The organism is Rhizobium ecuadorense (assembly GCF_001187535.1).
Lineage (GTDB): Bacteria > Pseudomonadota > Alphaproteobacteria > Rhizobiales > Rhizobiaceae > Rhizobium > Rhizobium ecuadorense.
On sequence record NZ_LFIO01000074.1, the window covers coordinates 99,096 to 124,227 of the forward strand.

Genomic DNA, 25,132 nt, shown 5'->3' on the forward strand with positions numbered 1-25,132 from the left:
TTGCGAAAATACCGTTGAGTTCAGCCGGCCGCCTTGGCAGATTGCTGGCGCTCCGGATCCGTTTGAATGCTGCCCTCGGCCTCCCAACCTCGAAGCAGCCGATGAAGTTCCTCACGATCTTGCTGGTCGAGCAGCGGCAATCCCGGCACGCGCACGGGGCCGACATCGAGGCCGGAATAGGTGACGGCCTCTTTCACGACGGTCACGTTGGCGCCGTTGCGGAATTTCGTCCGCATCCGCTCGAATGGTTCGAGCGTGTTGACGATCGCCCGTGCCGCGGCAAAGTCGCCTTTTTCGAGCGCGGCGTGGACGGCAAGCGAAAGCCGCGGCGCAACGTTGACGAGGCCAGAAGTGAAACCGCGCGCGCCGGCTGCGGTGAATGTCGGCGCCCAACTCTCCGCCAGGCCGCAGACGAACAGCGCGCCATCAGGATCGGCCGCGGGGATCGCCCGCGACAGCAGCATCAGATCGGTCGTGGCGAACTTGATGCCAGCAATATTGCCGTGGTTGGCGAGACGGACGATATCCTCGACACCGAAACCTTCGGCCCTGACATAGGCGACGAGCGGCAGGGTGGACGCGTCGGCAAGATTGCAGAAGTAGCCGATCTGGGCCGAAGGTGCCGCGAAAGGATCGACCGGCTGATGCGACATGACGGCGGAGGCGCCCATCGCCGCCGCATCCCTCGCCATGCCGATCGCCTCGCGCAGCGACCGGCCGATGGCCGCCGTCACCGGCGCCCGGCCGTCGACGCCCGAGACGGCCGCCTCGTGGACGATCCGGATTTCCTGCGGCGTCAGGGCATAGAATTCACCGGTATTGCCGGCAGCGACGATGTTGTGAATGCCCGCTGCCGCTACCCGCGCATAAACCTTGGCCGTAATCCGAGGTTCGACTTCGCCTTTGCCGTCATAGGCCGTGACGGGAACGCCCGACACGCCCGTAAGCGCCTTGCGCATGATCGCGATGCTCATTTTTCTTTCCCCGTTAGCTTTCCATCCAGATGATCGTCATCCGAAGCGGAAGGGCGGCAGCCCCTCCGCATCCACATCGAAGGCGATGACCGTGCCCGCCTCGAAACGTCCGGTGCGGTCCGTCGACAGGCTGGTGACGAAGAGGGTCCGGAGATCCGGCCCCCCGAAACACGGCATTGTCGGTGCCGGGACCGGCAGAATGTAGATCTCGACGATTTCGCCTTCGCTCGATATGCGGTTGAGGCGGCCGGCGGAGACGCCGGCGCTCCAGTAAAATCCATCGCGATCGGTCGTCGCCCCGTCCGGCCGCCCCTCTTCTTCGGTGAAGCCGCGCAGGCGACGTCCTTCACCGAGGCTGCCCGTCTCAGGATCGAAGTCGAATGCCTGCAGGAAACATTGGCGGCTGTCGGAGTGATACATCTGCCGGCCGTCCGGCGACCAGGCGAGGCCATTGGAGCTCGTCAGTCCCGTTGCAACCGTCCGCGTGCTGCCATCGGCGCCGACGCGGTAAAGAGCGGCCTCTTCGATCTGCGGCTTCGCTTCGCTGATCGAGCCGACCCAGAAATGTCCGTCCGGGCCGACCTTTCCATCATTGAGCCGGCCAATCATCTCGCGCCCGACCGGGTCGCATAGGAATTCGATATCGCGGGAGGCCGGATCGAAGAGATGGATGCCCGTCTGGAGGCCGACGACGATCCTGTGATCGCGGCAAAGCCCGAGGCTGCCGACCGCCGCCGGCATGTCGAAGCGGTCGATCTTTCCCGAAGCCGAGAGCCGCACGACGGCCGGAGCCAGAATGTCGACGAACCACAGCGTGCCGGTCTCGTCGTCCCATACCGGCGATTCACCGACCGTCAGCGGTTGCTCGATCACGGAACGGACTTGCGAGTGGATGATCCGAGGCGCCGTCATTCGGCCGCCTCCAGGCTTTTGGCCAAACCTTCGGCGTCACGCATGCGGATGGTGCCGTCGTGGTTGATCTCACAAAATCCGCCACCCTGGAACGCAAGCGCGACCGGCCCTTCGGCCCCCTGTTCGATGCGGGCGTGATCGCGCGGCCGGTCTTCCGGTTGGTAGCCGAGCCTCCTCGCCAGATCATTGTCCCACCATTTCTCGTCGGTATCGGAAACACCGTAGACCACCGTCGCGGCGATCAACGGATGAGTGAGCCCGATCCGCACCAGTTGCGCCAGGTCGCGTGCGCTGATCCAGATGGCGACCGATCGCTCGCTGTTGGGATAGGTGCCGGCATTGCCGATACGGATGGAAAGGGAGCGAATGCCCGAGGTGTCGTAGTAGAGTCCCGCCACCAGTTCGCCCCAGCATTTGGAAAGCCCATAGGGGCTGTCAGGGCGCATGGGATCGAGCGGCGAGATGATTTCGCCACGCGGATAGAAGCCGGTCGCATGGTTGCTCGATGCATAGACGACCCGCTCGACCTTGTTGATCCGTGCCGCTTCGTAGAGATTGTAGGTCCCAAGCACATTTGCGTGCAGAATGGCGTTCATGTCGATGCCGCTGGCGATGCCGGCGAGATGAACGACGCCGTCGATATCCTTCAGGGCAGCCGTTGCCTCGTCGAGCTTTGTAAGGTCGGCTCTTACGAAGGTCTCGTTTTCGCCAAGCCCGTTGGGCTCCTGCAGATCGATCAGGCTGACGTGCTCGAAATGCGAGCGGAGCAGCGGGCGCAGCAGCGTTCCGACACGCCCAGTAGCCCCCGTCACAGCGATCCGTTTCATCATCCGTCCTTCCATTATCGCTCAACCCCCTGAAACATGCGGGCGCGGGCGTTCAGTATGTGTTTCTTCATCGCATCGTGCGCTTCGGTTTCCCGCCGTGCGAAGATCGCCTCGACGATCACCGCATGCTCGTCCTGGACGCTGCGAATCTGCTCCAGCGTCCGTTTCAAGCTCAGGCTTCGCGTGACGGAATGCCCGATGGCGAAATGCGGCCTGAACCATTCGCGAACGGTGATGTGGAACTGGTTGCCGGTCGCCATGGCGATGGCATCATGCAGAACCTGATCCTCCTCGGCGCCGAGCTCTCCGTTTCGCAGACATTGCTCGATCGAAAGAAGCGCTGCCGTAATCCTCTCCTTGTCGGCCGGCTGCCAGTTTCGCGCGGCAAGCTCCGCCGCCTCGGCCTCGAGGCCGGCGCGGAACTCAAAGAACCGCTGGACATCGGCGAGTGATCCCACAGGCACCATTTTCAGCATCGACGAGTCCGGTCTTTGCCTGACATAGGAGCCCGAGCCCTTGCGCGAAACGACCAGGCCATCGGCTCTCAGGCGTTCGAGCGCTTCGCGAACGACAGGCCTCGATGCGCCGAAATCGGCGGCGAGCTTGGTCTCCGACGGCAGCCGTTCGTTCACCGGAAAATTGCCGTCGGCGATCATCCCCACGATCTTCTCGTAGATGATGTCGCTGAAGCGCGTTGCGCCCCTGTTCGAAACGGCGTCGACCGCGAATGTCATTATCGTCCTTTTCTCTGAACGCTATGGGCTCTTGCAACTGCCGACCGATGCCGTCTGCGTGGAAGTGTACAGCTTCTGACAGATTTCTGTCATTTATTCGCTTCTGCCTTGCTATCGGCGCGGGAAAACCCGGTTCCATTGCAGCATCGCTACAAAATTTGTAATTATCTGTCAACTCTTGTAATCATTTGGGAACGTGTCTATGGTTCGGTCCCAGCGCCGAGGAGGGTGCGGGCGGCAGGTCGGGAGCCTGCCGCATCAGCCGGTTCAAAAGGTGTGCCGGCTTAGAAAGGGAGGAACTCGATGCCCAATGAAATTCTGTCGCGCGGCGTTACCCGCCGCACTGTGCTTGGTGGCATGGCGGGCGTCGCAGCCTTGTCCATCGCCGGTCGCGTCTCTGCCGCCGCAGGCGGCGAAGCGCCGGCACTTGCGCAGCTTGTGAAGGACGGAAAACTGCCGCCGCTCGCCGAGCGGCTGCCGAAGAAGCCGATGGTCGTCAAGCCGTACGAGAAGGTCGGCACCTATGGCGGCTCGCTGCGCCGCGGCCTTCGCGGTTCGTCCGACCACAACGGCATCCTGCGCATGGTCGGCAACCAGAGCCTGGTGCGCTGGAACCTCGAATTTACCGCCGTGGAGCCGAACCTTGCCGAGCGCTGGGAAGTCAGCGACGACGCGACGCAATTCACCTTCCATCTGATCGAAGGCGTGCGCTGGTCGGACGGCCATCCCTTTACGGCCGATGACGTGGTTTTTGCGATCGAAGACTGCGTCAAGAACACCGAACTCTACAGCTCGACACCGGCGCAGCTTGCCGTCGCCGGCAAGCCGGTCACCGTCGAGAAGGTCGACGATTATACCGTGAAGTTCACCTTTGCGGCGGCCAACGCCCTTTATCTCGAAAATCTCGCCACGCCGCTCGGTCAGCATCCGACGCTCTTTCCGAAGCATTACTGCAGCCAGTTCCTGCCGAAATATAACCCCAACATCGAAGCCGACGCGAAGAAGGCCGGCGTCACCAGCTGGACGGAACTGTTCCGCAGCCGCTGCGGTGACATCGAGATCCCATCACGCTGGGGCAATGTCGACAAGCCGACGCTCGATCCATGGGTGGTCAAGGAGCCCTATGCCGGTGGTGCGACGCGTGTTGTCATGACCCGAAACCCCTATTTCTGGCAGGTCGACACCGAGGGCAATCAGCTTCCCTATATCGACGAAATCAATTTCGGCATCTCGCAGGACGTCGAATCGCTGATGCTGAATGTCATCTCGGGTAAGATCGACATCCAGGAACGCCATATCAGCGTGCTTGCCAACAAGCCGACGCTGTCGAAGAACATGGAAAAAGGCGATTATCGCCTGCTGACGCTCGTGCCTTCGGCCTCGCAGCAGTGCCAGATCTATTTCAACATAACCCACAAAGATCCGGCGATGCGCAAGATGTTTGCGGACAAGGCGTTCCGTCAGGCGCTGTCGATCGGCATCAATCGGCCGGAACTCATCGACATCGTCTATTTCGGGCAGAGCGAACCCTATCAGGCCGGGCCGCGTCCGACCCATCCCTGGTATAACGAGAAATATGCGCGCCAGTTCACCGAATTTGACGCCGACAAGGCGGGCGCGATGCTCGATGAGGCCGGCTACAAGAAAGGCGGCGACGGCTTCCGCCTCCGGCCGGACGGCCAGAAGGTGTTCTTCTCGATCGACGTCATTCCGACGCTCTATCCCGACCTCGTCGACGCGCTCGAACTGGTCAAGACGCATTGGGCGCAGATCGGCATCGACATGAAGGTCAACACGATCGAGCGGGCGCTTTATTACACCCGCGGCGACGACAATGCCCATGACGCGCAGGTATGGCCTGGCCCCGGCGGCCTCGATCCGATGCTCGATCCGCGCGATTTCTTTGCCTTCCATCCTCAGGGGTCGCGTTACGCCATTCCATGGACGCTTTGGTACACCTCCAACGGCGCACGCGGCGAAGAACCGCCGGAAAGCCAAAAGAAGCGGATGAAACTCTTCGACGAGGCGCGTTCGACGGCCGACCTCGACAAGCGCGGTGCGATCATGAAGCAGATCTTCGATATCGCGGCGGAAGAATTCGAGACCGTCGGGCTTTGCCTGGCCGTCGGCGGCTTCGGCATCATCCGCAACAATCTGCGCAATGTTCCCGAGAAGGAGCCGGACAGCTGGTCCTGGCCCAATCCGGGGCCGGCAATGCCGCAACAGTTCACCTTCACGAGTTGATTTTGACTGAGCGCCGTACCGACGGTACGGCGCTTTCCTCGGTTTGCCTTCCCCTTGCCGACCCCGATGGCCGGCAAGGCCCGGTGGGCAACGTTAGTGCAAGAGGCGCCTCATGCTGGTCTTCATCGCCAAACGCTTGCTATGGATGATTCCATCGCTTTTCGCCGTCAGCTTTCTCGCTTTCGTACTGATCCAGCTGCCGCCGGGCGACTATGTCACCACCTATATCGCAACGCTGGCAGCCTCCAACGAGATCGTCGATCAGAACACGGCCGCGCAACTGCGTGAGCGTTTCGGGCTCGGCGATCCGATGCTTGTCCAATATTTCAAATGGATATGGGGCATCCTTTCGCGCGGCGATTTCGGTATTTCCTTCGAGTGGCAGCAGCCGGTCTCGGACCTGATCTGGGAGCGCATGGCGCTGACGCTCGTGTTGGCTCTGTCGACATTGATCGCCACCTGGGCGATCGCGCTGCCGATCGGCGTCTATTCCGCCGTGCGCAAATATTCGATCGGCGACTATTTTTTCACCGCCTTCACCTTTTTCGGCCTGGCCGTTCCGTCCTTCCTGCTGGCGCTGGTGCTGATGTATGTCGCGGCGGTTGAATTCGGCCAGGATGTCGGCGGCCTGTTTTCGCCGGAATACGAGAACGCGGCCTGGAGCTTCGCCAAGATGGGCGATCTTTTCTCCCATCTCTGGCTTCCCGTCATCATTCTCGCCGTCTCCTCGACAGCAAGCCTTATCCGCGTCATGCGCGCCAACATGCTCGATGAACTGCCGAAGCCTTACGTGACGACAGCACGGGCAAAAGGTCTGTCGGAGTTCCGGCTGCTGATGAAATACCCGATGATGATCGCGCTCAATCCGTTCATCTCGACGATTGCCTGGCTGCTGCCCAACCTCATTTCCGGCTCGGTCGTCGTCGCCATCGTTCTCAACCTGCCGACGGCAGCACCCTTGCTGCTGCAGGCGCTGATGGCCCAGGACATGTATCTGGCCGGCGCTTTCGTTCTGCTCATCTGCGCGCTGACGCTGATAGGCTCTCTGATCAGCGATATCCTGCTTGCGCTGGTCGATCCCCGCATCCGGTTGGAATAGGAGCCGATATGGCCGACATCACCGTTACAAATATACAGCCGGATCGCGCCGCCGTCGCATCGCAATGGCAGCTCATCTGGTGGGCTTTCCGCCGACACCGGCTGGCCATGGTGGCGCTCGTCGTCACCGTGATGATGTATATCGTCGCCCTGGTCCCCGGTTTCTTCGCCATCAACGATCCGAACCTGCAAAATGCCCGGGCGACCTTTCACCCACCGCAAAAATTGCATCTGATCGATACTGAGAACGGCTTCTCCTTCGGCCCACATTATTATCCGATGAAGCTGACCCGCGATCCGGAAACACTGGCCGCCATCTTCAAGGAAGACACGACGAAGCGCGTCGACGTCCAGTTCTTCGGGCGCGGCTATGAATATTCCGTCTTTGGACTGTTCAACACCAACATCCATCTGATTGCTTCGCCCGACAAGACCACGCCGCTGCTTCTCTTCGGCGCCGACAGGCTTGGGCGCGATGTTTTCAGCCGGACGGTGCAGGGCGCGCAGGTCTCCCTGTCGATCGGCCTCGTCGGTGTCTTCCTGTCGTTGATGCTCGGCATCGTGATCGGCGGCATCTCGGGATATTACGGCGGCCGCATCGATTTCATCATGCAGCGCGTGATCGATTTCGTGCTGTCTCTGCCGACGATCCCGATCTGGCTCGCCATGGCCGCGGCCCTGCCGCAGGACTGGCCGGCGACGCTGCAATATATGATGATCACCATCATCCTGTCGCTGACCGGCTGGGCGCAACTCGCCCGTGTGGTGCGCGGCCGCTTCTTGTCGCTGCGCACGGAGGAGTTTGTGGCGGCCGCGAGACTCGACGGCGTACGCGAAAGACGCATCATCTTTCGCCACATGCTGCCGAGCTTTGCCAGCCACATCATCGCATCGATCACCCTTGCGGTGCCGGCGATGATCCTTGCCGAGACCTCGCTTTCCTTCCTCGGGCTCGGGCTGCAGCCGCCGACCATCTCCTGGGGCGTGCTGCTGCGCGAGGCCCAGAACATTCGCTCGATCGCTACCGCGCCCTGGCTCTTCATGCCCGGCTGCGCCGTCGTGGTTGCCGTGATGGCGCTCAACCTCCTCGGCGACGGCCTGCGCGATGCGGCCGATCCCTATAACAAATGAGGCCGGCATGACCGATATCGTACCCATTGCCGCCAGGCCGCTGCTCGAGGTGAAAAACCTGACCGTCGAATTTCCGCTGCGCACCGGCGTCTTCCGCGCCGTCAGCGATCTGTCTTTCTCGATCGAACCGGGCAAGACACTCTGTGTCGTTGGCGAAAGCGGATCCGGCAAGTCGGTGACGGCGCGTTCGATCCTGCAGATCGTCGATGCGCCCGGCCGCATTGCGGCCGGATCGATCGTCCTCAACGATCAAAACGGCGGCTCGACCGATCTGACCAGCCTCAATCCGCGCGGGCGCCAGATCCGGGCGATCCGCGGCCGCGACATCGCCATGATATTCCAGGAGCCAATGTCGTCGCTGTCGCCGATCCACACGGTCGGCAACCAGATCGTCGAGGCGCTTCGCCTCCACACCAGGATGAGCAAGGCCGAGGCGCGCGCTGAGGCCATATCGCTGCTGAAGCAGGTCGAGATTCCCTTTCCGGAAAAGGCATTGGACCGCTATGCCTTCCAATATTCCGGCGGGATGCGCCAGCGCGCGATGATCGCCATGGCGCTCGCCTGCAAGCCGCAACTCCTGATCGCCGACGAGCCAACCACGGCCCTCGACGTGACGACGCAGGCGGAAATTCTCGACCTGATCGCCCGGCTGCAGAAAGCCAACGGCATGGCCGTTCTGTTCATCACGCATGATATGGGCGTCGTGGCGCAGATCGCCGACGACGTGCTTGTCATGCACCACGGCGTCGCCAAGGAATATGCGCCGGTCGAGCAGATCTTTCATGCGCCGCAGGACGACTATACCCGTATGCTGATCGGTTCGGTGCTGAAGCTGGAGCAAAAGGCCGAAATCCGCCTGGCGCGTGCGCCGCTCGACAGGACAGCGGCGCCGATCCTCGAGCTGCGCAACGTCTCGATGGATTTCGGCGAGGTGAAAGCGCTGGACGATGTTTCCATCTCGCTTTTGCCGGGCGAGACGCTCGGCATCGTCGGCGAGAGCGGATCCGGCAAGACGACGATGGGCCGCTCGATCATGCGGCTGCTCGATCCGACAGCAGGCGAAATTCTCTATCGCCGCGCCGACGGCGGCATCATCGATCTGGCAACGGCAAAAGGCCAGACCCTGGCCGAGGCGCGCCGCGAATTGCGCATGGTGTTTCAGGATCCTTTCGGCTCGCTCAACCCGCGCATGACCGTCTCGCAGATTATCGGCGAGCCGCTGCTCGTCAACGGCGTCGCCAAAGGGCGGGCGCTGGATGAGCGGGTCTGCCACCTCATGGAGCAGGTGGGCCTCGATCCGAGGGCGCGCGAACGCTACCCGCACGCATTCTCCGGCGGTCAGCGTCAGCGCATCGGCATTGCCCGCGCCATCACGCTCAATCCGCGTGTCATCGTCGCCGACGAGGCAACCTCGGCGCTCGATGTCTCGGTGCGTTCGCAGGTGCTCGACCTGCTGATGCGCCTGCAGGACGAGCTTGGCCTCGCCTATATCTTCATCAGTCATGATATCGGCGTCATTCGCTACATGTGCGACCGTGTCGGCGTCATGTACAAAGGCCAGCTCGTCGAAATCGGCGAGGCGGAACAGGTCTGCCGCACACCCGAGCATGCCTACACCCAGGCGCTGATATCGGCGATCCCGCGCCCCGATCCGCGCGACCGCGATCATTCCAGACGCTTCCGCTATGTCGCGCCAGATAACCTGAAGCAAGGCAATCTCAAGCCCGACAATCTGAAGAATGGAAGTTCTCAGAGATGAAAATCACCGGAATCCGCACGTTTCTCATGCACGTCGGTCAGCCCGATCCTTCGAACTGGGCTTCCGATCATCGTCCGGGCGGCGCGGCCTCCAAGCAGTTCGGAGGCACCCGGAACTGGCTCTTTCTGAAGATCGATACCGATGAGGGCATCACCGGCATCGGCGAATGCTCGGGCTGGCCGCGTGTCGTCGAGACGGCGATCCATGATCTTGCGGCCCTCCTCATCGGTGAGGATCCGGCCCATATCGAACGGTTGTGGCAGAAGATGCATGTCGCCATGATGGGTCATGGCATGCTCGGGACGGTCGGAGGCGGTGCGATGACCGGCATCGACATGGCGCTCTGGGACATCAAGGGCAAGGCGCTCGGCGTGCCTGTCTGGATGCTGCTCGGCGGTAAGGTGCGCGAACGGATTCCGATCTACTCGCATGCGAATACGCCCGAGCGGGCGCTTGCGCTCAAGGAGCGCGGCATCAAGGCGATCAAGTGCGGCGGCGTCGCCGACCCGGTCCGCAAGGTCGCGGCGCTGCGCGATGCCGTCGGCGACGACATGGATATCGCCATCGATCTGCATGGGCCGCCATGGCTGACGCCTGCGGATGCCTGCCGGCTGGTGCGCGCGCTCGAACCCTATGAGCTGATGTGGGTGGAAGATCCGATCGCGCCGGAGAATATCGACGGCTACCGCCGCATCCGCGACGCAGCTCACGTGCCGCTTGCGGCCGGCGAGCGCTCGGCGACCATCTTCGGCGAGCGCGAACTCATCGAGAAGGAACTGGTCGACGTAATCCAGCCCGACACCGGCCGGGCCGGCGGCATCACCCAGATGAAGAAGATCGCCGCCATGGCCGAGGCCCATCATATCCAGATGGCGCCGCATTCCGGCTCGCTCGGGCCGGTAGCGGAATATGCGGCCCTGCATCTGCTGGCGGCCATCCCGAACGCCCTCATTCTCGAGCGCCTCGACGATGACTGGGACGGCCGCCGCCAGACGATCGTGCCGCATCCGCAACAGGTCGACGGCCTGATCGCCGTTCCCGATGGCCCGGGGCTCGGCTGCGATATCGACGAGGAATTCGTGGCGCGCTTCCCGAGCGGCGGCAATGTCTCGGTGCCGCAAGCCACCGGCGCCTACAATGCCGGAACCGACAACGAGCATGTCTACGTGCAGACGCGCGTGGCGCGCCGCAGCTATTTCAATCGCTAGAAGGACAGAATGATGAAGATCGACCGCATGCGGGTTTTCATGACCCGCGACAAGGACCGTCCGCGCGTGATCGTCGCGCTCGATACCGATGACGGGCTGACGGGCTGGGGCGAATGCTACAATCACGGCCCCGACAAGGCGCTGCCGCCGCTGCTCGATTATCTCTACGCCTTCGTGGCCGGCCAGGATCCGACACGTGTCGATTATCTCGTCAACCTGCTGATCCAGCAAAGCCGGTTCCCGCCGGGCGCGCTCGGCCTTGCCGCCATCTCCGCACTCGATCACTGCCTTTGGGATCTCGCGGCCAAGGCGGCGAACGTCCCGGTCTACAAGCTGCTTGGCGGCGAGGTGCGAGACCGCATCAAGGTCTACGCCGGGGTCTACACCGCGCCCGATGCGCCGGCGGCCCGCGACGAGTTCGATCGCCTGAAGGAGGGATGGGGGTTCACCGCCTTCAAGCTCAGCCCATGGCGGATCGACATGCACGCCAATCGCTGGGGCAATGTCGTCAAAGCCTCGGCGGATTATTTCCGCTCGTTGCGCGAGACGGTCAACGACGAATACGAGATCGCCTTCGACGCTCACGCCAAGATTTTCGAACCGATCGCCGCGCGCCAGCTCGGCAATGCCCTGGCGCCTTATGATCCGCTGTTTTTCGAGGAACCGCTGCGGCCCGAGAATATCGAGGCGTGGGGCGATCTGAAACAGGGCCTCAACTGCGTGCTCGCCACCGGTGAATCGCTGTACAGCAGAAACGAGTTCCTGCGGCTGCTGCAGGTCAAGGGCGCCGATCTCATCCAGCCGGATATCTGCGTCGTCGGCGGCATCAGCGAAATGCGCCGCATTGCCACGCTCGCCGAAGCTTTCTTCGTCGGCGTTGCCCCGCACAACCCGATGGGTCCGCTCGCGACAGCCGTCAACGTGCATTTCTCGGCCGCGGCGCAGAATTTCCGCATCCTCGAATACCGGCTGCCGAAGGGCCAGGCCTATGTCTATGGTGGCAACGATATCGAAAAGCGGGAGGGGGAAACCCGTTACGTCGTCGATCCCTACCTGCCGAAAGATGGCTATCTCGAACTGCGCCCCGATCGGGCCGGTTGGGGCGTCGAGATGGACGAAAAGGCGATGCAGGAGGAAGGCTACATCCACTGGCAGCGGCGCGTGCCGAAGCGGCCGGACGGTTCTTACGCCTTCGCCTGAAGACGTGACTCGAAAATCGAAAACTGGTCGCTGCCGCATGCGGCCAGTTTCTTTTATGCTCTAAGCATCTTTCGGCAGCACCGAGCGAACCCTTGCGATGAAGACGTGGAAGTCTTGCATGAACTTGCGAAGGAAGTCTGCAGTGGCCTCGTTCGTGACCTCGCCGTCATCGGTGATCAGCCCCGGTGTGAACTGGATATAGGCTTCCGGGGCATTCATCTGGGGAGAGTTGCAGAAACTCAGCACGCTGCGCAAATTCTGTTGGGCGACTGCCGTGCCGATTGCGCCCGGCGACGTGCCGATAACCGTCGACGGCTTGCGCGTGAACGAGTTGGTGCCGTAGGGGCGGCTCGCCCAGTCGATTGCGTTTTTCAGCCCGCCGGGTATGGATCGATTGTATTCGGGCGTGACGAACAGCACGGCGTCGACGGCCGCGATATCAGCCTTGAATGCCTTGCCGGCCGGAGGATAGTCGGCGTCAAAGTCGTAGCTGTAGAGCGGCAGATCCTTGAAGGATATCTCCGACATTTCAAGTTCCGGCGGAGCAAACCGCACCAACGCTTTGGCAAGCTTGCGATTGATCGAGCCCTTGGCGAGGCTGCCGATGAGATAACCGACTTTATGGGTGGTCATGGCGTTCTCCAATATCACGGATGACAGGGACGTATCATACGCAGGAATCATAGAAGGGCTCTGTTGTGCTTCAAGCACAAGCAACTAATCGCCGATGAAAGTGACCGTCTCGGCGAGCGGGGCGCGGCCCGTGTGGGCAGAACTTACCGCGGGGTCCTCGTATCCGATCGACATGCCGCAGAAGAGGACGAGCCCGTCCGGCGGTGACAGGACCTCCGCGACCGTCTCACGAACCTGTGACCACGCCATCTGCGGGCAACTGTGCAGTCCTTCGGCGCGGAGCAGCAGCATGACGGTCTGCAGATACATGCCGACATCGGCCCATTGGGGTAGGCCGAGGTCACGGTCGATGTAGCAGAACAGGGCGGCGGGCGCGCCGAAGCAGTTCCAGTTGGCGATCGCTGCCCGCTGGCGCGCCTCCCAGTCCTCGCGCGCAATGCCGAGCGCGCTGTAGCGCTCCTTGCCGAAGGCGGACCGGCGCTCCCCGTACGGGGACTTGAGCGCGGGCGGGTACATCTCGTACTGCCGTTTGTCCCAGGGGTCGCCGTGGGCCACACGCTCGACGGCTGATGTCTTGAGTTCGGCCAGCGACGCGCCGGTCATCACGTAGGTGTTCCACGGCTGGATGTTCGATCCCGACGGCGACCAGGCCGCGGCGGCCAGCACGCGCTCAAGTATCTCCCTCGCCACAGGCTTATCTTTGAATCCACGCACCGATCGTCGGCTCGTGACTGCCTCATATACGTCCATGATCGCGTCCTCCTGACCGTTCCATTCCTGATGTGATTGATTATCTCCATTCGCAATGGAGGCGTAATCACACCGTGGTCTAGGAGGCCTACATCAAACGTCCATCAGGGACCGATGCGTCCGACCTGATGCCTGCAAGATCATCCTCGGCAGAATAGGAGACCGATCACGCGCGGCAAGAGTAAGGCTTCGTCATTTCGCCGGATGCCCGGCCCGGATGCGGTCTGCCGGGGAGCGGCGGCGCGATCCGAAGATGTCGGCGAGCGTATCGAGCATCGTCCTGGCCATGCCGGATTGAAGTGAATAATAGATCGTCTGCGCAGCCCTTCGCGTCTGCACGAGCCCTTGTTCTCGAAGGATTGCCAGATGCTGGGAAGTCGAAGATTGACTCAATCCGACTTCATCAGCCAGTACGGTCACGGACACTTCTCCCTCGGTCAACAGATGCAGAATGTGAAGCCGTTTGGCGTTCCCCATGGCCGACAGGAAGTTTGCTTCGATGTCGAACGCGTTGGTTTCAGGGGAAGGCGCGGCTGGCGATAGAGTGTTCAGGCGTGATCTCCTTTGTGAAATCCAAGCGGGGCATGAGGTCATATCCCCGAGCTTTAATTTAGAGATAACGCATGGGTGCCAAGGCGAAACCCATTGCCGGCGCCGCACCTTCTTTTTTTACGCAAATCGGATACGGCGCGCATCAAATGGACAGGCAATTGATAAAATTAACGCGAGCCGGCCAGCCGCATTTGCGCCGGCAGCGTTTCCCAGGCCCGGATCAGCTCGCCGATCGAGGCGGCCTCCATCTTGTGCATGACGTTGCTGCGATGCAGCTTGACCGTCACTTCGCTGATGCCGAGATCGAAGGCGATCTGCTTGTTGAGGCGTCCGCGCGCCACTTCGTGCAGAACTTCGCGCTCGCGCTGCGTCAGCGTCTCCAGGCGTTTGACATTGCGTTTGGCGATTGCGGCTTCGGCCCGTCGTTCGGCATCCATCGCAATGGCCGCAGTGATGGCGTCGAGCAGCGTCTGGTCCCGCACCGGCTTGGTGAGGAAATCCACTGCACCTGCCTTCATCGCCTGGACGGTCATCGGAATGTCGCCGTGGCCGGTCAGAAAAATGATCGGCTTGGAAATGCCGTTTTCGGCCAGATGGCTCTGCAGGTGAAGGCCGCTTGCTCCGGGCATACGCACATCAAGGATCAGGCAGCCGGGGTTTTCCAGGATATCGGCATCAAGCAATTCGCGGGTCGAGGCAAAACTGAGCGACTGAAAACCCGCCGACAGGATCAACTCCGACAGCGCCTCGCGAACCGATGCATCGTCATCGACGATAATGACGAGCGGCTGATCCTCTTCATATCTGCCCTGCAATGATGACGGCGCCGATCTCCGCAGCAACGGCTGGTCAACTCTCATGTTACCCTCCATCTCTCGATTGATGTAAAGCATTGGCGATAGCCGCCAGCAGGGCCTGGGCATCGAAGGGCTTGCGGAAGAAACCGCCGCCTCCCTGGGCGCGGCCCTGATCGGCTATCTCGTGGCGGCCAGTGATCAGGAAAACCGGCAACTCGGGACGCGATTTTCTCACAAGGTCACGAAGTTCGAAGCCGTCGATGCCCGGCATTCCGATATCGGTGATGAGCAGGTCGAAGTCCGACAGCCCGCTGACGAGCAGCGAGCCCGCCGACGGGAAGCCGCGAGCCACGTAACCCGCCGATTCCAGCAGGTCGCCCATCGATTCCAGCAGTCTTGGATCGTCATCGACAATTGCGACGACATGTCTTGTCTCGGTCATGTTCAATTCCCCCCCACCCGGCGCGAGTGGGTAATCGGTATTTCCAGTTTCTCCGCGATCCGCACGAGATCGGCGAGCGACGCCGCCGCCATTTTCTGCATCACATTTCGTCTATGGATCTGCAGCGTGACTTCGCTGATCCCGAGTTCGGCTGCCGCCTGCTTGTTGAGAAGGCCGCTGACCACGAGCGGCAGCACTTCGCGCTCGCGCGGCGTCAGGTCGAGATAGTGTCGTTTCAGCATGTCGAGCTCGGCGCGTCCCGATCGCTTTTCCCGATCCTCGGCGAGTGCGGCATGGATTGCCGCCAGGAGATCCGCGTCACTGAACGGTTTGGTCAGGAAATCCACCGCGCCGTGCTTGATCGCGCGCACGGAGGAGGGAATGTCGCCGTGCCCGGTAATGAAGACGATCGGCGGATGGTCCCTGTCGGCGATCTGCCTCTGCAGATCGAGGCCGTTGATATCAGGCAGCTCGATATCGAGGATGAGGCAGGCGGGCAGGTCAGGCTTGTCCGCTTTCACGTAGTCGCCGGCCGATTCGAAGGCGACGGCGCGCATGCCGTGCGAGTCCATCAGCTCGCCGAGCGCTTCGCGGATGCGTTCATCGTCATCGACGATGAAGACGATATGGTCATCGGCCGTCATGACGCCGCCTTTGTTTCAATGGGCAATGTGAAGATCAACGTCGCTCCGTGCGGATTGTTCTTCTCTGCCCACAAGCGTCCGCCGTGCAGCTCGACGATCGAGCGGCAAATCGCCAGACCCATGCCCATGCCGTTTTCCTTGGTCGTGAAGAAAGGTTCGAACATCTTCTCGGGGAACTCGATACCCTGACCGCGATCGCTGATTTCGGTCTGAATGGCATTCCCCATATGGCGCACCCGCATCCCGATCACCCTGTCGCCGTCGACCGTGTCCATCGCCTCGATGCCGTTGCGGACGAGATTGATCAGAACCTGCTGGATCTGGATGCGATCGATGGCAATGAGCGGAAGGTTGCCCTCAAGCTCCAGGTCCATACGGGCGCGACGGCGAGCCGCTTCTTCGGCCATGAGGTTGCGCGCTTCACTGACGACGCCTGAAAGCGTCGTATGAACTCTTCTGTCCGCGGATTGTTTGAACAGGGCGCGGATGCGGCTGACGACATCGGCGGCGGAGTTGGCATCGCGGATGATGCGCTCGACCGTCCTCTGCGCCCGCTCCATATTCGGCGGTTCGGCCATCAGCCAGCGCTGGCAGGCATGCGAGTTGGCGACGACGGCGGCGAGCGGCTGGTTCACCTCGTGAGCGATAGAGGCCGAAAGCTCGGCAAGGCTCGCCACCTGGCTCGCCCGGGCAAGGCCCTCTCGCGCCTGACGCAGATCTTCCTCCGCCCGAACTTCAGCGTCGACATCGAGGCAGATGACGTTCCACTGGACAATCACGCCTTCGGCATTGCGCATCGGCGCAGCGCGCGTCTCGACCCAGCGATATTCGCCATCGTAGCGCCGCAGACGATGCCGGCGCGCATAGGGCTCGCCGGTGGACAATGAATGGGCATAATTCTCTTTGACTCCCGCCACGTCGTCGGGATGAACGCCGGCGTCGAGCGTGCCGTCCAGCCGGGTTTTCCCCGTTCCATCAAGCTCTTCGAGCTTATATCCGAGGAAGTCGCGGAGCTGGGGGTTGCGATAGACCGGCTCTCCGTCGGGAGCTGCGCAATCGATCATGGCCGGCAGCGTTTCGACGATCTGCCAGAGCGAGCGCTCTCTTTCTCGCAGCGCCTCCTCGACACGCAGCTGATCGTCGATGTCGTGCGAGAGACCGTACCATTGGACAATCCGGCCGCTTTCGTCCCGCAGCGGCTCGGCGCTGCCTCTGACCCAGCGATAGATGCCGTCGGCGCGTCGCAGGCGATACTGCTTGGAGAAGCGCTCGCCGGTGGCGAGCGAATGGTGGAGTGCCTGGGCGAGACTATCGGCATCGTCGGGATGGACGGCGGCCTCGATGAGGTCCGCCAGCCGGCTCATCCCCGGCGTTTCCATATCAATGATGTCGAGACCAAGAAAATCTTTCAGGCGCTGGTTGAAGAAGGTCGGCGTCCCTTCCGGATCAAGCCGCCAGAGCAGGCTCGGAACCATGTCAACCAGTTGCGAGAGCTCGCGTTCCCGGTCGCGCAACGCTTCCTGCGCGCGCATCTCGTCATCGATATCGACCGAGATGACGTACCATTGCGTGATCGTGCCGTTCTGATCCCGCAGCGGCTCGGCGCGGCCGTCGACCCAGCGATAGGCTCCGTCGAAACGGCGCATGCGGTATTTGATCGAGAAGGGATCGCCGCTGGTCAGGGAACGGTGAACCGTCTGAAGCAGCCTTGGTGCGTCATCGGGATGAACGAGAGTATTGATGACAGCCGACAGGCGGCTCACGCCCGGCTGATCCATGTCGCCGACGTCGAGACCGAAGAAGTCGATCAGGCGTTTGTTGAAGAAGACAGGCTCGCCTGTCGGTGTCAGCCGCCTTATCTGGGCTGGGACCATGTCCACAAGCTGCGACAGCTCGCGCTCGCGGTCGCGCAGGGTCTCCAGCGCACGCACCTCCTCGTCGATGTCGAGAGACACGCCGTACCATTGCACGACCCTTCCGTCGTCGTCGCGCCGGGGTTCCACCCTGCATTCCGCCCAGCGGTAAACGTCATCTTTTTCGCGCCAGCGAAACCGCATTGCGGTGCCGCCACCGCTTTTGAAACAATTCTGCAGCGTACGCTGGACGTCGGGCGCATCTTCGGGATGGATCAGCCGTTGCAGCAGATCTTCGATGCGCGGCTCGCCAATGGCGTCGAAATCGGCGATGACGGCGCGGAAATGGTCTTGGTAGCGTTTGTTGAAATAGACCGATCCGCTCTCCGGCTCCACGCTCCAGACGCGAACCGGCACCACGTCGATCATCTGCCGCAGCGTTCGCTCGCTCTGGCGCACCGCCTCTTCGGCGCGGACCTGATCGTCAATGTCGTGGCAAAGACCATACCACTGGACAATGCCGCCGGCCTGATCCCGCAACGGCTCGGCGCGGCTCGACATCCAGTGATAGACGCCGTCGGCGCGGCGCAGCCGATACCGCATGGCGAAGTTTTCGCCGGTGGCGAGGCAATGGGTGAGCGCATTGGTGAAGCCGGCGGCATCATCGGGGTGAATGACCGCCTCCAACAGGCTCATGCCGGGCCTGTCCGAATCCGCGACATCGAAACCGAGGAAATCGACCATCCGCCGGTTGAAGAAGGTCGGTTCGCCCTCAGGTGTCAGACGCCAGACGTGGCTTGGAACCATGTCGACAAGCTGCGAGAGCTCCTGCTCCCGCTCGCGCAGCGTCTCCACGCTCTGGCGCAGTGTCAGCACGGCCAATTGATGTTGCCGGGATATGGCGGCAACGATCAGCGCCGAAAATGCCGAGATGGCCAGAAAGAGCTGCAGCATGATCTGCTTGTGTTTCTGGGACTCGGGATCGCCGACGAACTGGCCCGCGCCGGTTATCGTGAAGATGGCTGTAATGAGGGCGAGGAGAGCCAGCGATATGGCGGCGCCCTTGAACTCGAAGCGGACCGCGGCCCAAAGAAGGGGCGGCATGATGATGTAGGCGAAGGGAAGATAGCCGCTGAGCGACAGCGCGGCGACACCGAGAAAAATCAGCCCGAGGACGCCGGCCTCCACCCATTGCGCGGCCGAGAGCCGGGTCTTGCCGCGCCAGTTATGGAAGACGGCGAGCGCCAGCGGCGCGACGATCAGCACGCCGGTTGCGTCACCGATCCACCAGAGAGGCCAGGCCGTCAGGAAGGATTGTGATTGGATGCCGAACCAGGCAAGCGTCGCACTTCCCACCGTCGCGCTCACCACCGGCGCAATTCCGGCGCCGAGCACGACGAATGCGAGAACCTCCTGCAAGCTTTCCAGCTGCGCCGGCCGCTTCAAGACCCGATTGATCAGGCATGCCGCGACCACCGCTTCAAGAGCGTTGCCGACATAGATCAGGAAGGCTGCAGGCAGCGGACTGTAAAACCAGATGGCATTGCTGAGCAGCTCAGCCAGGCAGCCTCCCAATATCCACCATGGCCAGCTGCGCCTTGGGGCGAGGATGAGCGTGGCGATGAAAAGCCCGCCCGGGGGCCAGATGGAAATACCCGTTCCCGGCACGATCGCGAGCGACTGGGCAAAGCCGCAGGCGAGCACATAGGCGGCGATGAAAAGCCCCAGATACAGGGCTCGGGGGCGGTGCGACCAGACGCTCATCATCAACACTCCTTCCGGACAGGCAAAGCCCGGGGATCGTCAGCATTTGGCACAGCATTCGTTTTCGATATCGGAGCCGGCGAACTCATATTCGAACCGTAACCCTGCCGTACCACAGCCGCAACTCATGGAAATCCATACATTGCGCGGAGAGGTAGCGTCGCGCCACGGCCGGATCTTCGGCGCAGACGGGAAACGGAAGATGATTCCGTTCCTGGCGGGGTTTCCTAAACTTTCGGTCTGCTCCGCTATACTTCCGGCCAGGGCGCCAACGCTTTCGCATGATGGAAGGGTTTCGGCTTTCCGGTCATTGTCGATTCAATCGATCGCGAGGATGCCGACATGAAAATTGCCGTGGTGGGAGCAAGCGGGGTTATCGGAACGCGGCTCAGCGAAAGCCTGCGCCGGTCGGGCCACGAGGTCGCTGCCGCATCCCTATCGCTTGGCGTCGATACGGTTACGGGCAAGGGCCTCGCCGCGGCGATAGCGGGAACCGACGTCATCGTCGACGTCACCAACGCCGCATCGTTCGGCGATAATGCGGCCCTGGATTTCTTCAAGGCGTCAACGAAGAATTTGCTTGCCGCCGCCACTGAGGCTGGAGTCGGGCACTATCTCGCCCTCTCCGTCGTCGGCACGCCACGGCTTGTGGAAAGCGATTATTTTTACGCGAAAATGGTACAGGAAAACCTGATTCAGGCTTCCAACCGCCCCTACACGATCCTCCGCTCGACGCAGTTCTACGAGTTCATCAGCGGATTGATCGACATCGGCGGGCAAGGCGACGTCGTTCGACTGCCGCCAGCCTTGATGAGGCCGGTCGCAGCCGGCGACGTCGCCGCCTTTCTGGCCGAATTGATCGTCGCAACGCCCTTGGGCGGTATCGTCGAGATCGGCGGCCCGGAACAGTTCGGCATCGATGAAGTCGCCCGGATCTATCTGGCTGCCAACGAAGACGAACGGCAGGTGATAACGGATCCGTCCACATCCTATTTCGGCGTCGAATTGACCGACGCCGCACTGCTTCCGGGCGCCGGCGCGCGGCTGGCGGCCGAGAAACTCTCCGACTGGCTCTACCGATCGATGGCGGCTTAGCGGCGGCCTTGAAGTTTACCGAGTGAAGTAAGCCTTCTGCCAGAAGAGTATTATAAAGGCGCTTGCTATGGCGACACCGTTACCGCGAAAGGTCAGGTGACTATCCCCCAGTCCGTGCGGGATATGCTTGGCATCGCTCCAGGCAGCAAGGTGGATTTTCATTGTGCTCCCGACGGCAGTGTGGTTTTGACGCGCGCCGACAAGAAACGGCCGGCCAGCCGCTTCGAGAAGCTGCGGGGCCATGCTGACAAGGGCCTTCATACGGATGCCATCATGGCTTTGACGCGCGGCGAAAAGGCACATTCGAGCGCGCGGGCTGGTTCGGCGCTTCGATGACGAACGAGATCGGCGGATCGCGATCGGGTGTCACCACGTCGGGCAACCGGCCGGGCGCCAGCGGACGCTACACGCTTTCCGGCTATCGTCTCGACCTGACCGACGCGAGTGGCAAGACGGAAAGCATGAGCATATTCGAACCGGACAAAGCCTCCGACGGGCTGCTGGTGATCAACGGCAGCAACGACCTGAAGGACGACGGAGAATAGTCAGGCAGAACCTTTCCGTTCCGTCAGTGGCATCACATAAAATTCAATGAATTTCATGTGCATAACGAGGGTGTCGGCCTTGCTCGTCAGTACCTCGGGCGGGTGCGAATCACCCGCCGATTGGTTCATGAAACCGCCAGATTCCCGCGCCTGTCTCGCATGCCTCGACCCGCCGTTTGGTTAAGCATTTGTAATTCGGTCACGAATCGCGGCATATAGTAACTGCGCAACTGAAGCGCTTTCGTTCAAAATTGCGCAGTTATTTGGGAAATAGATCATGCAGCCGAGTCTTGCTCTTCAGGACGATCAAGAGCATCTCCCGTCGCTTCTGGCAACGGATGCGAAGGAGTTGTCCTATCAACTTCAGCAGCACCAGGCAAAAATCTTCCCGCCGCTTTCCCAAAAGACCATCAGAACATTTTCGCCGGCGGAAGCAGCGGCTTTCATCGGCATCGGCGAAGGTTATCTCCGCCAGGTGGCCGCCGACGGCCATGGGCCCGATCCGCTGGCAAACGGACGGCGGCTCTACAGCGCAACCGATATGGATCGGATTCGCCGGGTTCTCGACGAGCGAAACGGCACGCCGAAATATGTGCCGGCGCGCAGGCCGGGAGAAAAGCTCCAGATCGTCTCCGTCATGAATTTCAAGGGCGGCTCGGGCAAGACCACCACCGCGGCCCATCTGGCGCAGTTCATGGCGCTGAGGGGCTACCGCGTGCTCGCCGTCGACCTCGATCCGCAGGCCTCGCTATCCGCCCTGTTCGGCCATCAGCCGGAATTCGACGTCGGCGAGGGCGAAACGATCTACGGCGCGATCCGCTATGAGCAGCCGCGCCCGATCGCCGACATCGTTCGCGCCACCTACACGCCCAATCTGCACCTCATTCCGGGAAATCTCGAGCTGATGGAGTTCGAGCACGAAACGCCGAAGGCGATGTCGTCGGGTCGGGCGGAGACGATGTTCTTTGCCCGCATCGGCGAGGTCCTGACCGAAATCGAAAGCCTCTACGACGTCGTGGTCATCGACTGCCCGCCGCAACTGGGGTTCTTGACGATGTCGGCGCTCTGCGCGGCGACCTCGGTCCTGATCACCGTCCATCCGCAGATGCTCGACGTCATGTCGATGTCGCAGTTTCTAACGATGACGAGCGAGCTGATGTCGGTCGTGGAGAAGGCCGGCGGGCGCACCAGCTATGACTGGATGCGCTATCTGGTGACGCGCTTCGAGCCGAATGACGGACCGCAGAGCCAGATGACTGGCTTCATGCGGGCGATCTTCGGCAATCGAATGCTCCACAATGCCATGGTGAAGTCGACGGCCGTCTCCGATGCGGGCGTCACCAAGCAGACCCTCTACGAGGTCGAGCGGTCGCAGTTCACCCGCGGGACCTATGACCGGGCGCTGGAGTCGCTCAATCTCGTCAACAGCGAGATCGAGGCGCATATTCGTTCGACCTGGGGGAGGAAATAGTCGATGGCGCGCAAGAACCTCATCGAGATTTCCGCTCCGAGCCCGGCCAGGGTGGAAGCGGTCGCACCGCGCGACAATCGCCCGATCGCGGGATTCGTGCCGCAGGAGCGCAGTGCGGCGCCGGTCGGCGGCATTACCAAGACGCTCGGCAACATTACCGAAAAAATGGAACGGGCGAGTGAACTCGAACGGCAGCTTGCCGCCGGCCAGACCATCGTCGAACTCGATACGGGCCTGATCGATGCGTCCTTCGTCAGCGACCGATTGGCAATCGATCCGGCCGAACTCGCACAGCTTGTCGAGCAGATCCGCGAGCATGGGCAGCAGGTTCCGATTCTCGTGCGTCCGCATCCTGAAACCAGGGGACGCTATCAGGTGGCCTACGGCCATCGCCGCCTGGCCGCCGCGACAGAAATCGGCATCAGGGTGCGCGCGGTCGTTCGCGATCTCACCGATGGTCAGCTGGTCGTCAGCCAGGGGCAGGAAAACAGCGCCCGGACCAATCTTTCCTACATAGAGCGTGCGCTCTTTGCATCGAGGCTCGAAGAACGAAGCTTCGGCCGCGATGTGATCATGGCGGCGCTCGGGGTCGATAAGGCCGCGCTGTCGAGAATGCTGATCGTGATACGGCAGGTTCCCCTTGATTTGATCAACGCCATCGGTGCGGCCCCCGATATTGGCCGCCGGCGGTGGCTGGAACTGGGCGAACGGCTTGAAGGTGCCGACGTCGAGAAGATCATCGCCGAGTTGTCCGCGGACGACGCGCGAAAAATTCCAAGCGACGAGCGGTTTCACCGCGCATTTGTGCTCGCAACCAAGCGGACGCAGGCGCCGAAGCCGGCGATTGCCAAGACCCAGGTCAGCGGCGTGCCGGTGACGATCAAAAAGACAGCGTCCGGTGCAACTTTCGTTTTCGACGGCAAGACCGCACCCGGTTTCGACCAATTCGTCCAGGAAAGGCTGAAGAGCCTGTTCCAGGAATTCAACAAGGACAGAGGAGCGTAGCGCGCAAAAGAAAAAGGCCCCCAACGACGGCGTCGTGGAAGCCCTTCTCAGATCTTAAGCACATCGAGAATCGCATTTCCACGAATCACAGTCAAGCGTCTTAGGCACCAAATTGGTGGATGGTTTTCTTTTGCCTGAACGAAGGTGAAGGCAAATGGAGAGTGGATATGTGACGACGCCCTTTGGGCGGCGGCCGATGTCGCTTGGCATGCTGGCAAGCCAGCAATTGGCCGAGACGATCGAGCCGGGGATGAAACGCAGCAAGTGGAAGCTGTTTCGGGCGATCTGCGAAGCGCGGCCGGCGCTCGGCGTGACCGATCGGGCACTGACGGTGCTCGACGCGCTGCTGACCTTCTATCCCGATGACGAGATCTCCGAGGAAAAAGGCCTGATCGTCTTTCCGTCGAATGCGCAGCTGTCGCTCCGCGCCCGCGGCATGACGCCGGCCACACTCCGTCGGCATCTGGCCGTGCTGGTCGAGGCCGGCCTGATCCTGCGCAAGGACAGCCCGAACGGTAAGCGTTATGCCCGCCGCGACAGGGCTGGCGCCATCGGCGAAGCCTTCGGCTTCAGCATCGCGCCACTTCTCGCACGCGCGGTCGAGATCGAAAGCCTTGCGGCCCAGGCGATCGCCGACCGGGAGTTGCTGAGAGCGACGAGGGAACGCCTGACGGTCTGCCGGCGCGATATCTCCAAGCTGATCTCAACGGCGATCGATGAAGCGGTTCCGGGTGACTGGGAGCAGATGACGATGATGTTTCGTGCGATCGTCACCAGGATTCCGCGCATGGCTGGCATCGAAGAACTGGCATCGCTGCTCGACGAAATGGGGCTGCTGCGGGACGAAGCCATCAACTTGCTGGAAAGGCACATTAAAAGACAAAAAATAGACGCCAATGAGTCTCAAAATGAGCGTCACAAACAGAATTCAAACCCCGACTCCACATATGAACTTGAACCAAGCTTCGAAACGAAGCAGGGCGAAAAGGCAGCGACAAACAACGAGAGCACGGCCGAACCGCCGGGTGAGCAAACGCCGAGGCCGTTCAAGCCCTCGGCTGGAATCACCGACAAGGTCTCGGGTGCCGCCGCGCCGATGTCCGGCCCAGGCCTGAAATCCTTCCCGCTCGCCCTCGTCCTTCAAGCCTGCCCTCAAATCCTCGACTATGGGCCGGGCGGAACCATCGGCAACTGGCGAGATCTGATGTCGGCTGCGGTCATCGTGCGCTCAATGCTCGGTATCAGCCCCTCGGCCTATGAGGAAGCCTGCGCCGGCATGGGACCGGAAAATGCCGCGACCGTCATCGCCTGCATCCTGGAAAGGGGAGGGCATATCAATTCGCCCGGCGGCTATCTCCGCGATCTCACCCGCAGAACCGAAAGAGGCGAGTTTGCGATCGGGCCGATGCTGATGGCGCTCGTGCGGGCAAATGGGCCGGCAGCAAGGCATGCCGGTTGAGGGAGTTCCGTACGCGATAATCATATTGTGTTCGG

At 61.7% G+C, this 25,132-nt stretch carries 22 protein-coding genes and 1 pseudogene; 12 read left to right on the forward strand and 11 right to left on the reverse strand.

Annotated elements, in window-relative coordinates; all coding sequences use genetic code 11:
* Positions 1 to 20: 20 nt before the first annotated feature.
* Genes AF337_RS03490 through AF337_RS03505 form a run of 4 tightly spaced genes read right to left on the reverse strand, consistent with a single transcriptional unit; the run spans position 21 to position 3,447 of the window.
* Positions 21 to 974: a dihydrodipicolinate synthase family protein gene (locus AF337_RS03490; protein WP_049731080.1), complete on the reverse strand. Its 954-nt coding sequence runs from the start codon at positions 972 to 974 to the stop codon at positions 21 to 23.
* Positions 975 to 1,010: 36 nt separating this feature from the next.
* On the reverse strand, positions 1,011 to 1,886 hold the full coding sequence (locus AF337_RS03495; protein ID WP_049731081.1) for an SMP-30/gluconolactonase/LRE family protein: 876 nt from the start codon (positions 1,884 to 1,886) through the stop codon (positions 1,011 to 1,013).
* Positions 1,883 to 2,713: an NAD-dependent epimerase/dehydratase family protein gene (locus tag AF337_RS03500; RefSeq protein WP_049731140.1), complete on the reverse strand. Its 831-nt coding sequence runs from the start codon at positions 2,711 to 2,713 to the stop codon at positions 1,883 to 1,885. The genes AF337_RS03495 and AF337_RS03500 overlap by 4 nt, the downstream gene beginning before the upstream one ends.
* A 14-nt stretch (positions 2,714 to 2,727) precedes the next feature.
* On the reverse strand, positions 2,728 to 3,447 hold the full coding sequence (locus AF337_RS03505; RefSeq protein WP_017967398.1) for a FadR/GntR family transcriptional regulator: 720 nt from the start codon (positions 3,445 to 3,447) through the stop codon (positions 2,728 to 2,730).
* Positions 3,448 to 3,750: 303 nt separating this feature from the next.
* On the opposite strand from AF337_RS03505, the gene AF337_RS03510 reads away from it, so the two are divergent.
* From AF337_RS03510 to AF337_RS03535, 6 genes are all read left to right on the forward strand, one after another.
* On the forward strand, positions 3,751 to 5,691 hold the full coding sequence (locus AF337_RS03510) for an ABC transporter substrate-binding protein (protein ID WP_049731082.1): 1,941 nt from the start codon (positions 3,751 to 3,753) through the stop codon (positions 5,689 to 5,691).
* 112 nt (positions 5,692 to 5,803) lie between these two features.
* Positions 5,804 to 6,790: an ABC transporter permease gene (locus AF337_RS03515; RefSeq protein WP_049731083.1), complete on the forward strand. Its 987-nt coding sequence runs from the start codon at positions 5,804 to 5,806 to the stop codon at positions 6,788 to 6,790.
* 8 nt (positions 6,791 to 6,798) lie between these two features.
* Positions 6,799 to 7,920: an ABC transporter permease gene (locus AF337_RS03520; protein WP_049731084.1), complete on the forward strand. Its 1,122-nt coding sequence runs from the start codon at positions 6,799 to 6,801 to the stop codon at positions 7,918 to 7,920.
* Positions 7,921 to 7,927: 7 nt separating this feature from the next.
* Positions 7,928 to 9,679, forward strand: a complete 1,752-nt coding sequence (locus AF337_RS03525) for an ABC transporter ATP-binding protein (RefSeq protein ID WP_049731085.1) — start codon at positions 7,928 to 7,930, stop codon at positions 9,677 to 9,679.
* Positions 9,676 to 10,887, forward strand: a complete 1,212-nt coding sequence (locus AF337_RS03530; protein ID WP_049731086.1) for a mandelate racemase/muconate lactonizing enzyme family protein — start codon at positions 9,676 to 9,678, stop codon at positions 10,885 to 10,887. Before AF337_RS03525 ends, AF337_RS03530 begins: the two co-directional genes overlap by 4 nt.
* A gap of 12 nt (positions 10,888 to 10,899) precedes the next feature.
* Positions 10,900 to 12,087: a galactarate dehydratase gene (locus AF337_RS03535; RefSeq protein ID WP_049731141.1), complete on the forward strand. Its 1,188-nt coding sequence runs from the start codon at positions 10,900 to 10,902 to the stop codon at positions 12,085 to 12,087.
* Positions 12,088 to 12,147: 60 nt separating this feature from the next.
* Here the strand turns inward: AF337_RS03535 and AF337_RS03540 are convergent, their stop codons facing one another.
* The 7 genes from AF337_RS03540 to AF337_RS03570 form a co-directional block, all read right to left on the reverse strand.
* Entirely contained in the window at positions 12,148 to 12,720 is a 573-nt protein-coding gene (locus AF337_RS03540) for an NADPH-dependent FMN reductase (RefSeq protein WP_049731087.1), read from the reverse strand.
* An 84-nt stretch (positions 12,721 to 12,804) separates the two neighbouring features.
* A complete protein-coding gene (locus tag AF337_RS03545) occupies positions 12,805 to 13,470 on the reverse strand; it encodes a nitroreductase (RefSeq protein WP_049731088.1) in 666 nt (221 codons plus the stop codon).
* A gap of 192 nt (positions 13,471 to 13,662) precedes the next feature.
* Positions 13,663 to 14,022: an ArsR/SmtB family transcription factor gene (locus AF337_RS03550; protein ID WP_049731142.1), complete on the reverse strand. Its 360-nt coding sequence runs from the start codon at positions 14,020 to 14,022 to the stop codon at positions 13,663 to 13,665.
* Positions 14,023 to 14,189: 167 nt separating this feature from the next.
* Entirely contained in the window at positions 14,190 to 14,882 is a 693-nt protein-coding gene (locus tag AF337_RS03555) for a response regulator transcription factor (protein ID WP_049731089.1), read from the reverse strand.
* 1 nt (position 14,883) lies between these two features.
* Positions 14,884 to 15,261: a response regulator gene (locus tag AF337_RS03560; protein ID WP_049731090.1), complete on the reverse strand. Its 378-nt coding sequence runs from the start codon at positions 15,259 to 15,261 to the stop codon at positions 14,884 to 14,886.
* 2 nt (positions 15,262 to 15,263) lie between these two features.
* On the reverse strand, positions 15,264 to 15,905 hold the full coding sequence (locus AF337_RS03565) for a response regulator transcription factor (RefSeq protein ID WP_049731091.1): 642 nt from the start codon (positions 15,903 to 15,905) through the stop codon (positions 15,264 to 15,266).
* Positions 15,902 to 19,525: a PAS domain-containing protein gene (locus AF337_RS03570; RefSeq protein ID WP_049731092.1), complete on the reverse strand. Its 3,624-nt coding sequence runs from the start codon at positions 19,523 to 19,525 to the stop codon at positions 15,902 to 15,904. Before AF337_RS03570 ends, AF337_RS03565 begins: the two co-directional genes overlap by 4 nt.
* Positions 19,526 to 19,864: 339 nt before the next feature.
* Between AF337_RS03570 and AF337_RS03575 the strand changes: the two genes are divergently transcribed.
* The 6 genes and pseudogenes from AF337_RS03575 (at position 19,865) to repC (ending at position 25,097) form a co-directional block, all read left to right on the forward strand.
* The gene (locus tag AF337_RS03575) at positions 19,865 to 20,617 is read left to right on the forward strand and encodes an SDR family oxidoreductase (protein ID WP_049731093.1); all 753 of its coding nucleotides are present in this window, start codon (positions 19,865 to 19,867) and stop codon (positions 20,615 to 20,617) included.
* Positions 20,618 to 20,653: 36 nt separating this feature from the next.
* Positions 20,654 to 20,953, forward strand: a complete 300-nt coding sequence (locus AF337_RS03580; protein ID WP_082336740.1) for an AbrB/MazE/SpoVT family DNA-binding domain-containing protein — start codon at positions 20,654 to 20,656, stop codon at positions 20,951 to 20,953.
* Positions 20,908 to 21,162 (forward strand): annotated as a pseudogene (locus AF337_RS03585) (hypothetical protein); the annotation flags it as partial. The gene AF337_RS03580 and the pseudogene AF337_RS03585, both read left to right, overlap by 46 nt.
* 277 nt (positions 21,163 to 21,439) lie before the next feature.
* Positions 21,440 to 22,633 (forward strand): plasmid partitioning protein RepA, encoded by a 1,194-nt coding sequence (repA, locus tag AF337_RS03590; protein ID WP_003591382.1) that lies wholly within the window; start codon positions 21,440 to 21,442, stop codon positions 22,631 to 22,633.
* Positions 22,634 to 22,636: 3 nt separating this feature from the next.
* The gene (gene repB / locus AF337_RS03595; protein WP_049731096.1) at positions 22,637 to 23,638 is read left to right on the forward strand and encodes a plasmid partitioning protein RepB; all 1,002 of its coding nucleotides are present in this window, start codon (positions 22,637 to 22,639) and stop codon (positions 23,636 to 23,638) included.
* A 154-nt stretch (positions 23,639 to 23,792) separates the two neighbouring features.
* Complete coding sequence (gene repC, locus AF337_RS03600) at positions 23,793 to 25,097, forward strand: plasmid replication protein RepC (protein ID WP_049731097.1); 1,305 nt, start codon at positions 23,793 to 23,795, stop codon at positions 25,095 to 25,097.
* Positions 25,098 to 25,132: the final 35 nt, after the last annotated feature.

Excerpts from the sequence above, each read along its gene's own strand:
- AF337_RS03490 (WP_049731080.1), bottom strand. The coding sequence starts at position 974 with ATGAGCATCGCGATCATGCGCAAGGCGCTTACGGGCGTGTCGGGCGTT.
- AF337_RS03495 (WP_049731081.1), bottom strand. The coding sequence starts at position 1,886 with ATGACGGCGCCTCGGATCATCCACTCGCAAGTCCGTTCCGTGATCGAG.
- AF337_RS03500 (WP_049731140.1), bottom strand. The coding sequence starts at position 2,713 with ATGAAACGGATCGCTGTGACGGGGGCTACTGGGCGTGTCGGAACGCTG.
- AF337_RS03505 (WP_017967398.1), bottom strand. The coding sequence starts at position 3,447 with ATGACATTCGCGGTCGACGCCGTTTCGAACAGGGGCGCAACGCGCTTC.
- AF337_RS03510 (WP_049731082.1), top strand. The coding sequence starts at position 3,751 with ATGCCCAATGAAATTCTGTCGCGCGGCGTTACCCGCCGCACTGTGCTT.
- AF337_RS03515 (WP_049731083.1), top strand. The coding sequence starts at position 5,804 with ATGCTGGTCTTCATCGCCAAACGCTTGCTATGGATGATTCCATCGCTT.
- AF337_RS03520 (WP_049731084.1), top strand. The coding sequence starts at position 6,799 with ATGGCCGACATCACCGTTACAAATATACAGCCGGATCGCGCCGCCGTC.
- AF337_RS03525 (WP_049731085.1), top strand. The coding sequence starts at position 7,928 with ATGACCGATATCGTACCCATTGCCGCCAGGCCGCTGCTCGAGGTGAAA.
- AF337_RS03530 (WP_049731086.1), top strand. The coding sequence starts at position 9,676 with ATGAAAATCACCGGAATCCGCACGTTTCTCATGCACGTCGGTCAGCCC.
- AF337_RS03535 (WP_049731141.1), top strand. The coding sequence starts at position 10,900 with ATGAAGATCGACCGCATGCGGGTTTTCATGACCCGCGACAAGGACCGT.
- AF337_RS03540 (WP_049731087.1), bottom strand. The coding sequence starts at position 12,720 with ATGACCACCCATAAAGTCGGTTATCTCATCGGCAGCCTCGCCAAGGGC.
- AF337_RS03545 (WP_049731088.1), bottom strand. The coding sequence starts at position 13,470 with ATGGACGTATATGAGGCAGTCACGAGCCGACGATCGGTGCGTGGATTC.
- AF337_RS03555 (WP_049731089.1), bottom strand. The coding sequence starts at position 14,882 with ATGAGAGTTGACCAGCCGTTGCTGCGGAGATCGGCGCCGTCATCATTG.
- AF337_RS03560 (WP_049731090.1), bottom strand. The coding sequence starts at position 15,261 with ATGACCGAGACAAGACATGTCGTCGCAATTGTCGATGACGATCCAAGA.
- AF337_RS03565 (WP_049731091.1), bottom strand. The coding sequence starts at position 15,905 with ATGACGGCCGATGACCATATCGTCTTCATCGTCGATGACGATGAACGC.
- AF337_RS03570 (WP_049731092.1), bottom strand. The coding sequence starts at position 19,525 with ATGATGAGCGTCTGGTCGCACCGCCCCCGAGCCCTGTATCTGGGGCTT.
- AF337_RS03575 (WP_049731093.1), top strand. The coding sequence starts at position 19,865 with ATGAAAATTGCCGTGGTGGGAGCAAGCGGGGTTATCGGAACGCGGCTC.
- repA (WP_003591382.1), top strand. The coding sequence starts at position 21,440 with ATGCAGCCGAGTCTTGCTCTTCAGGACGATCAAGAGCATCTCCCGTCG.
- repB (WP_049731096.1), top strand. The coding sequence starts at position 22,637 with ATGGCGCGCAAGAACCTCATCGAGATTTCCGCTCCGAGCCCGGCCAGG.
- repC (WP_049731097.1), top strand. The coding sequence starts at position 23,793 with ATGGAGAGTGGATATGTGACGACGCCCTTTGGGCGGCGGCCGATGTCG.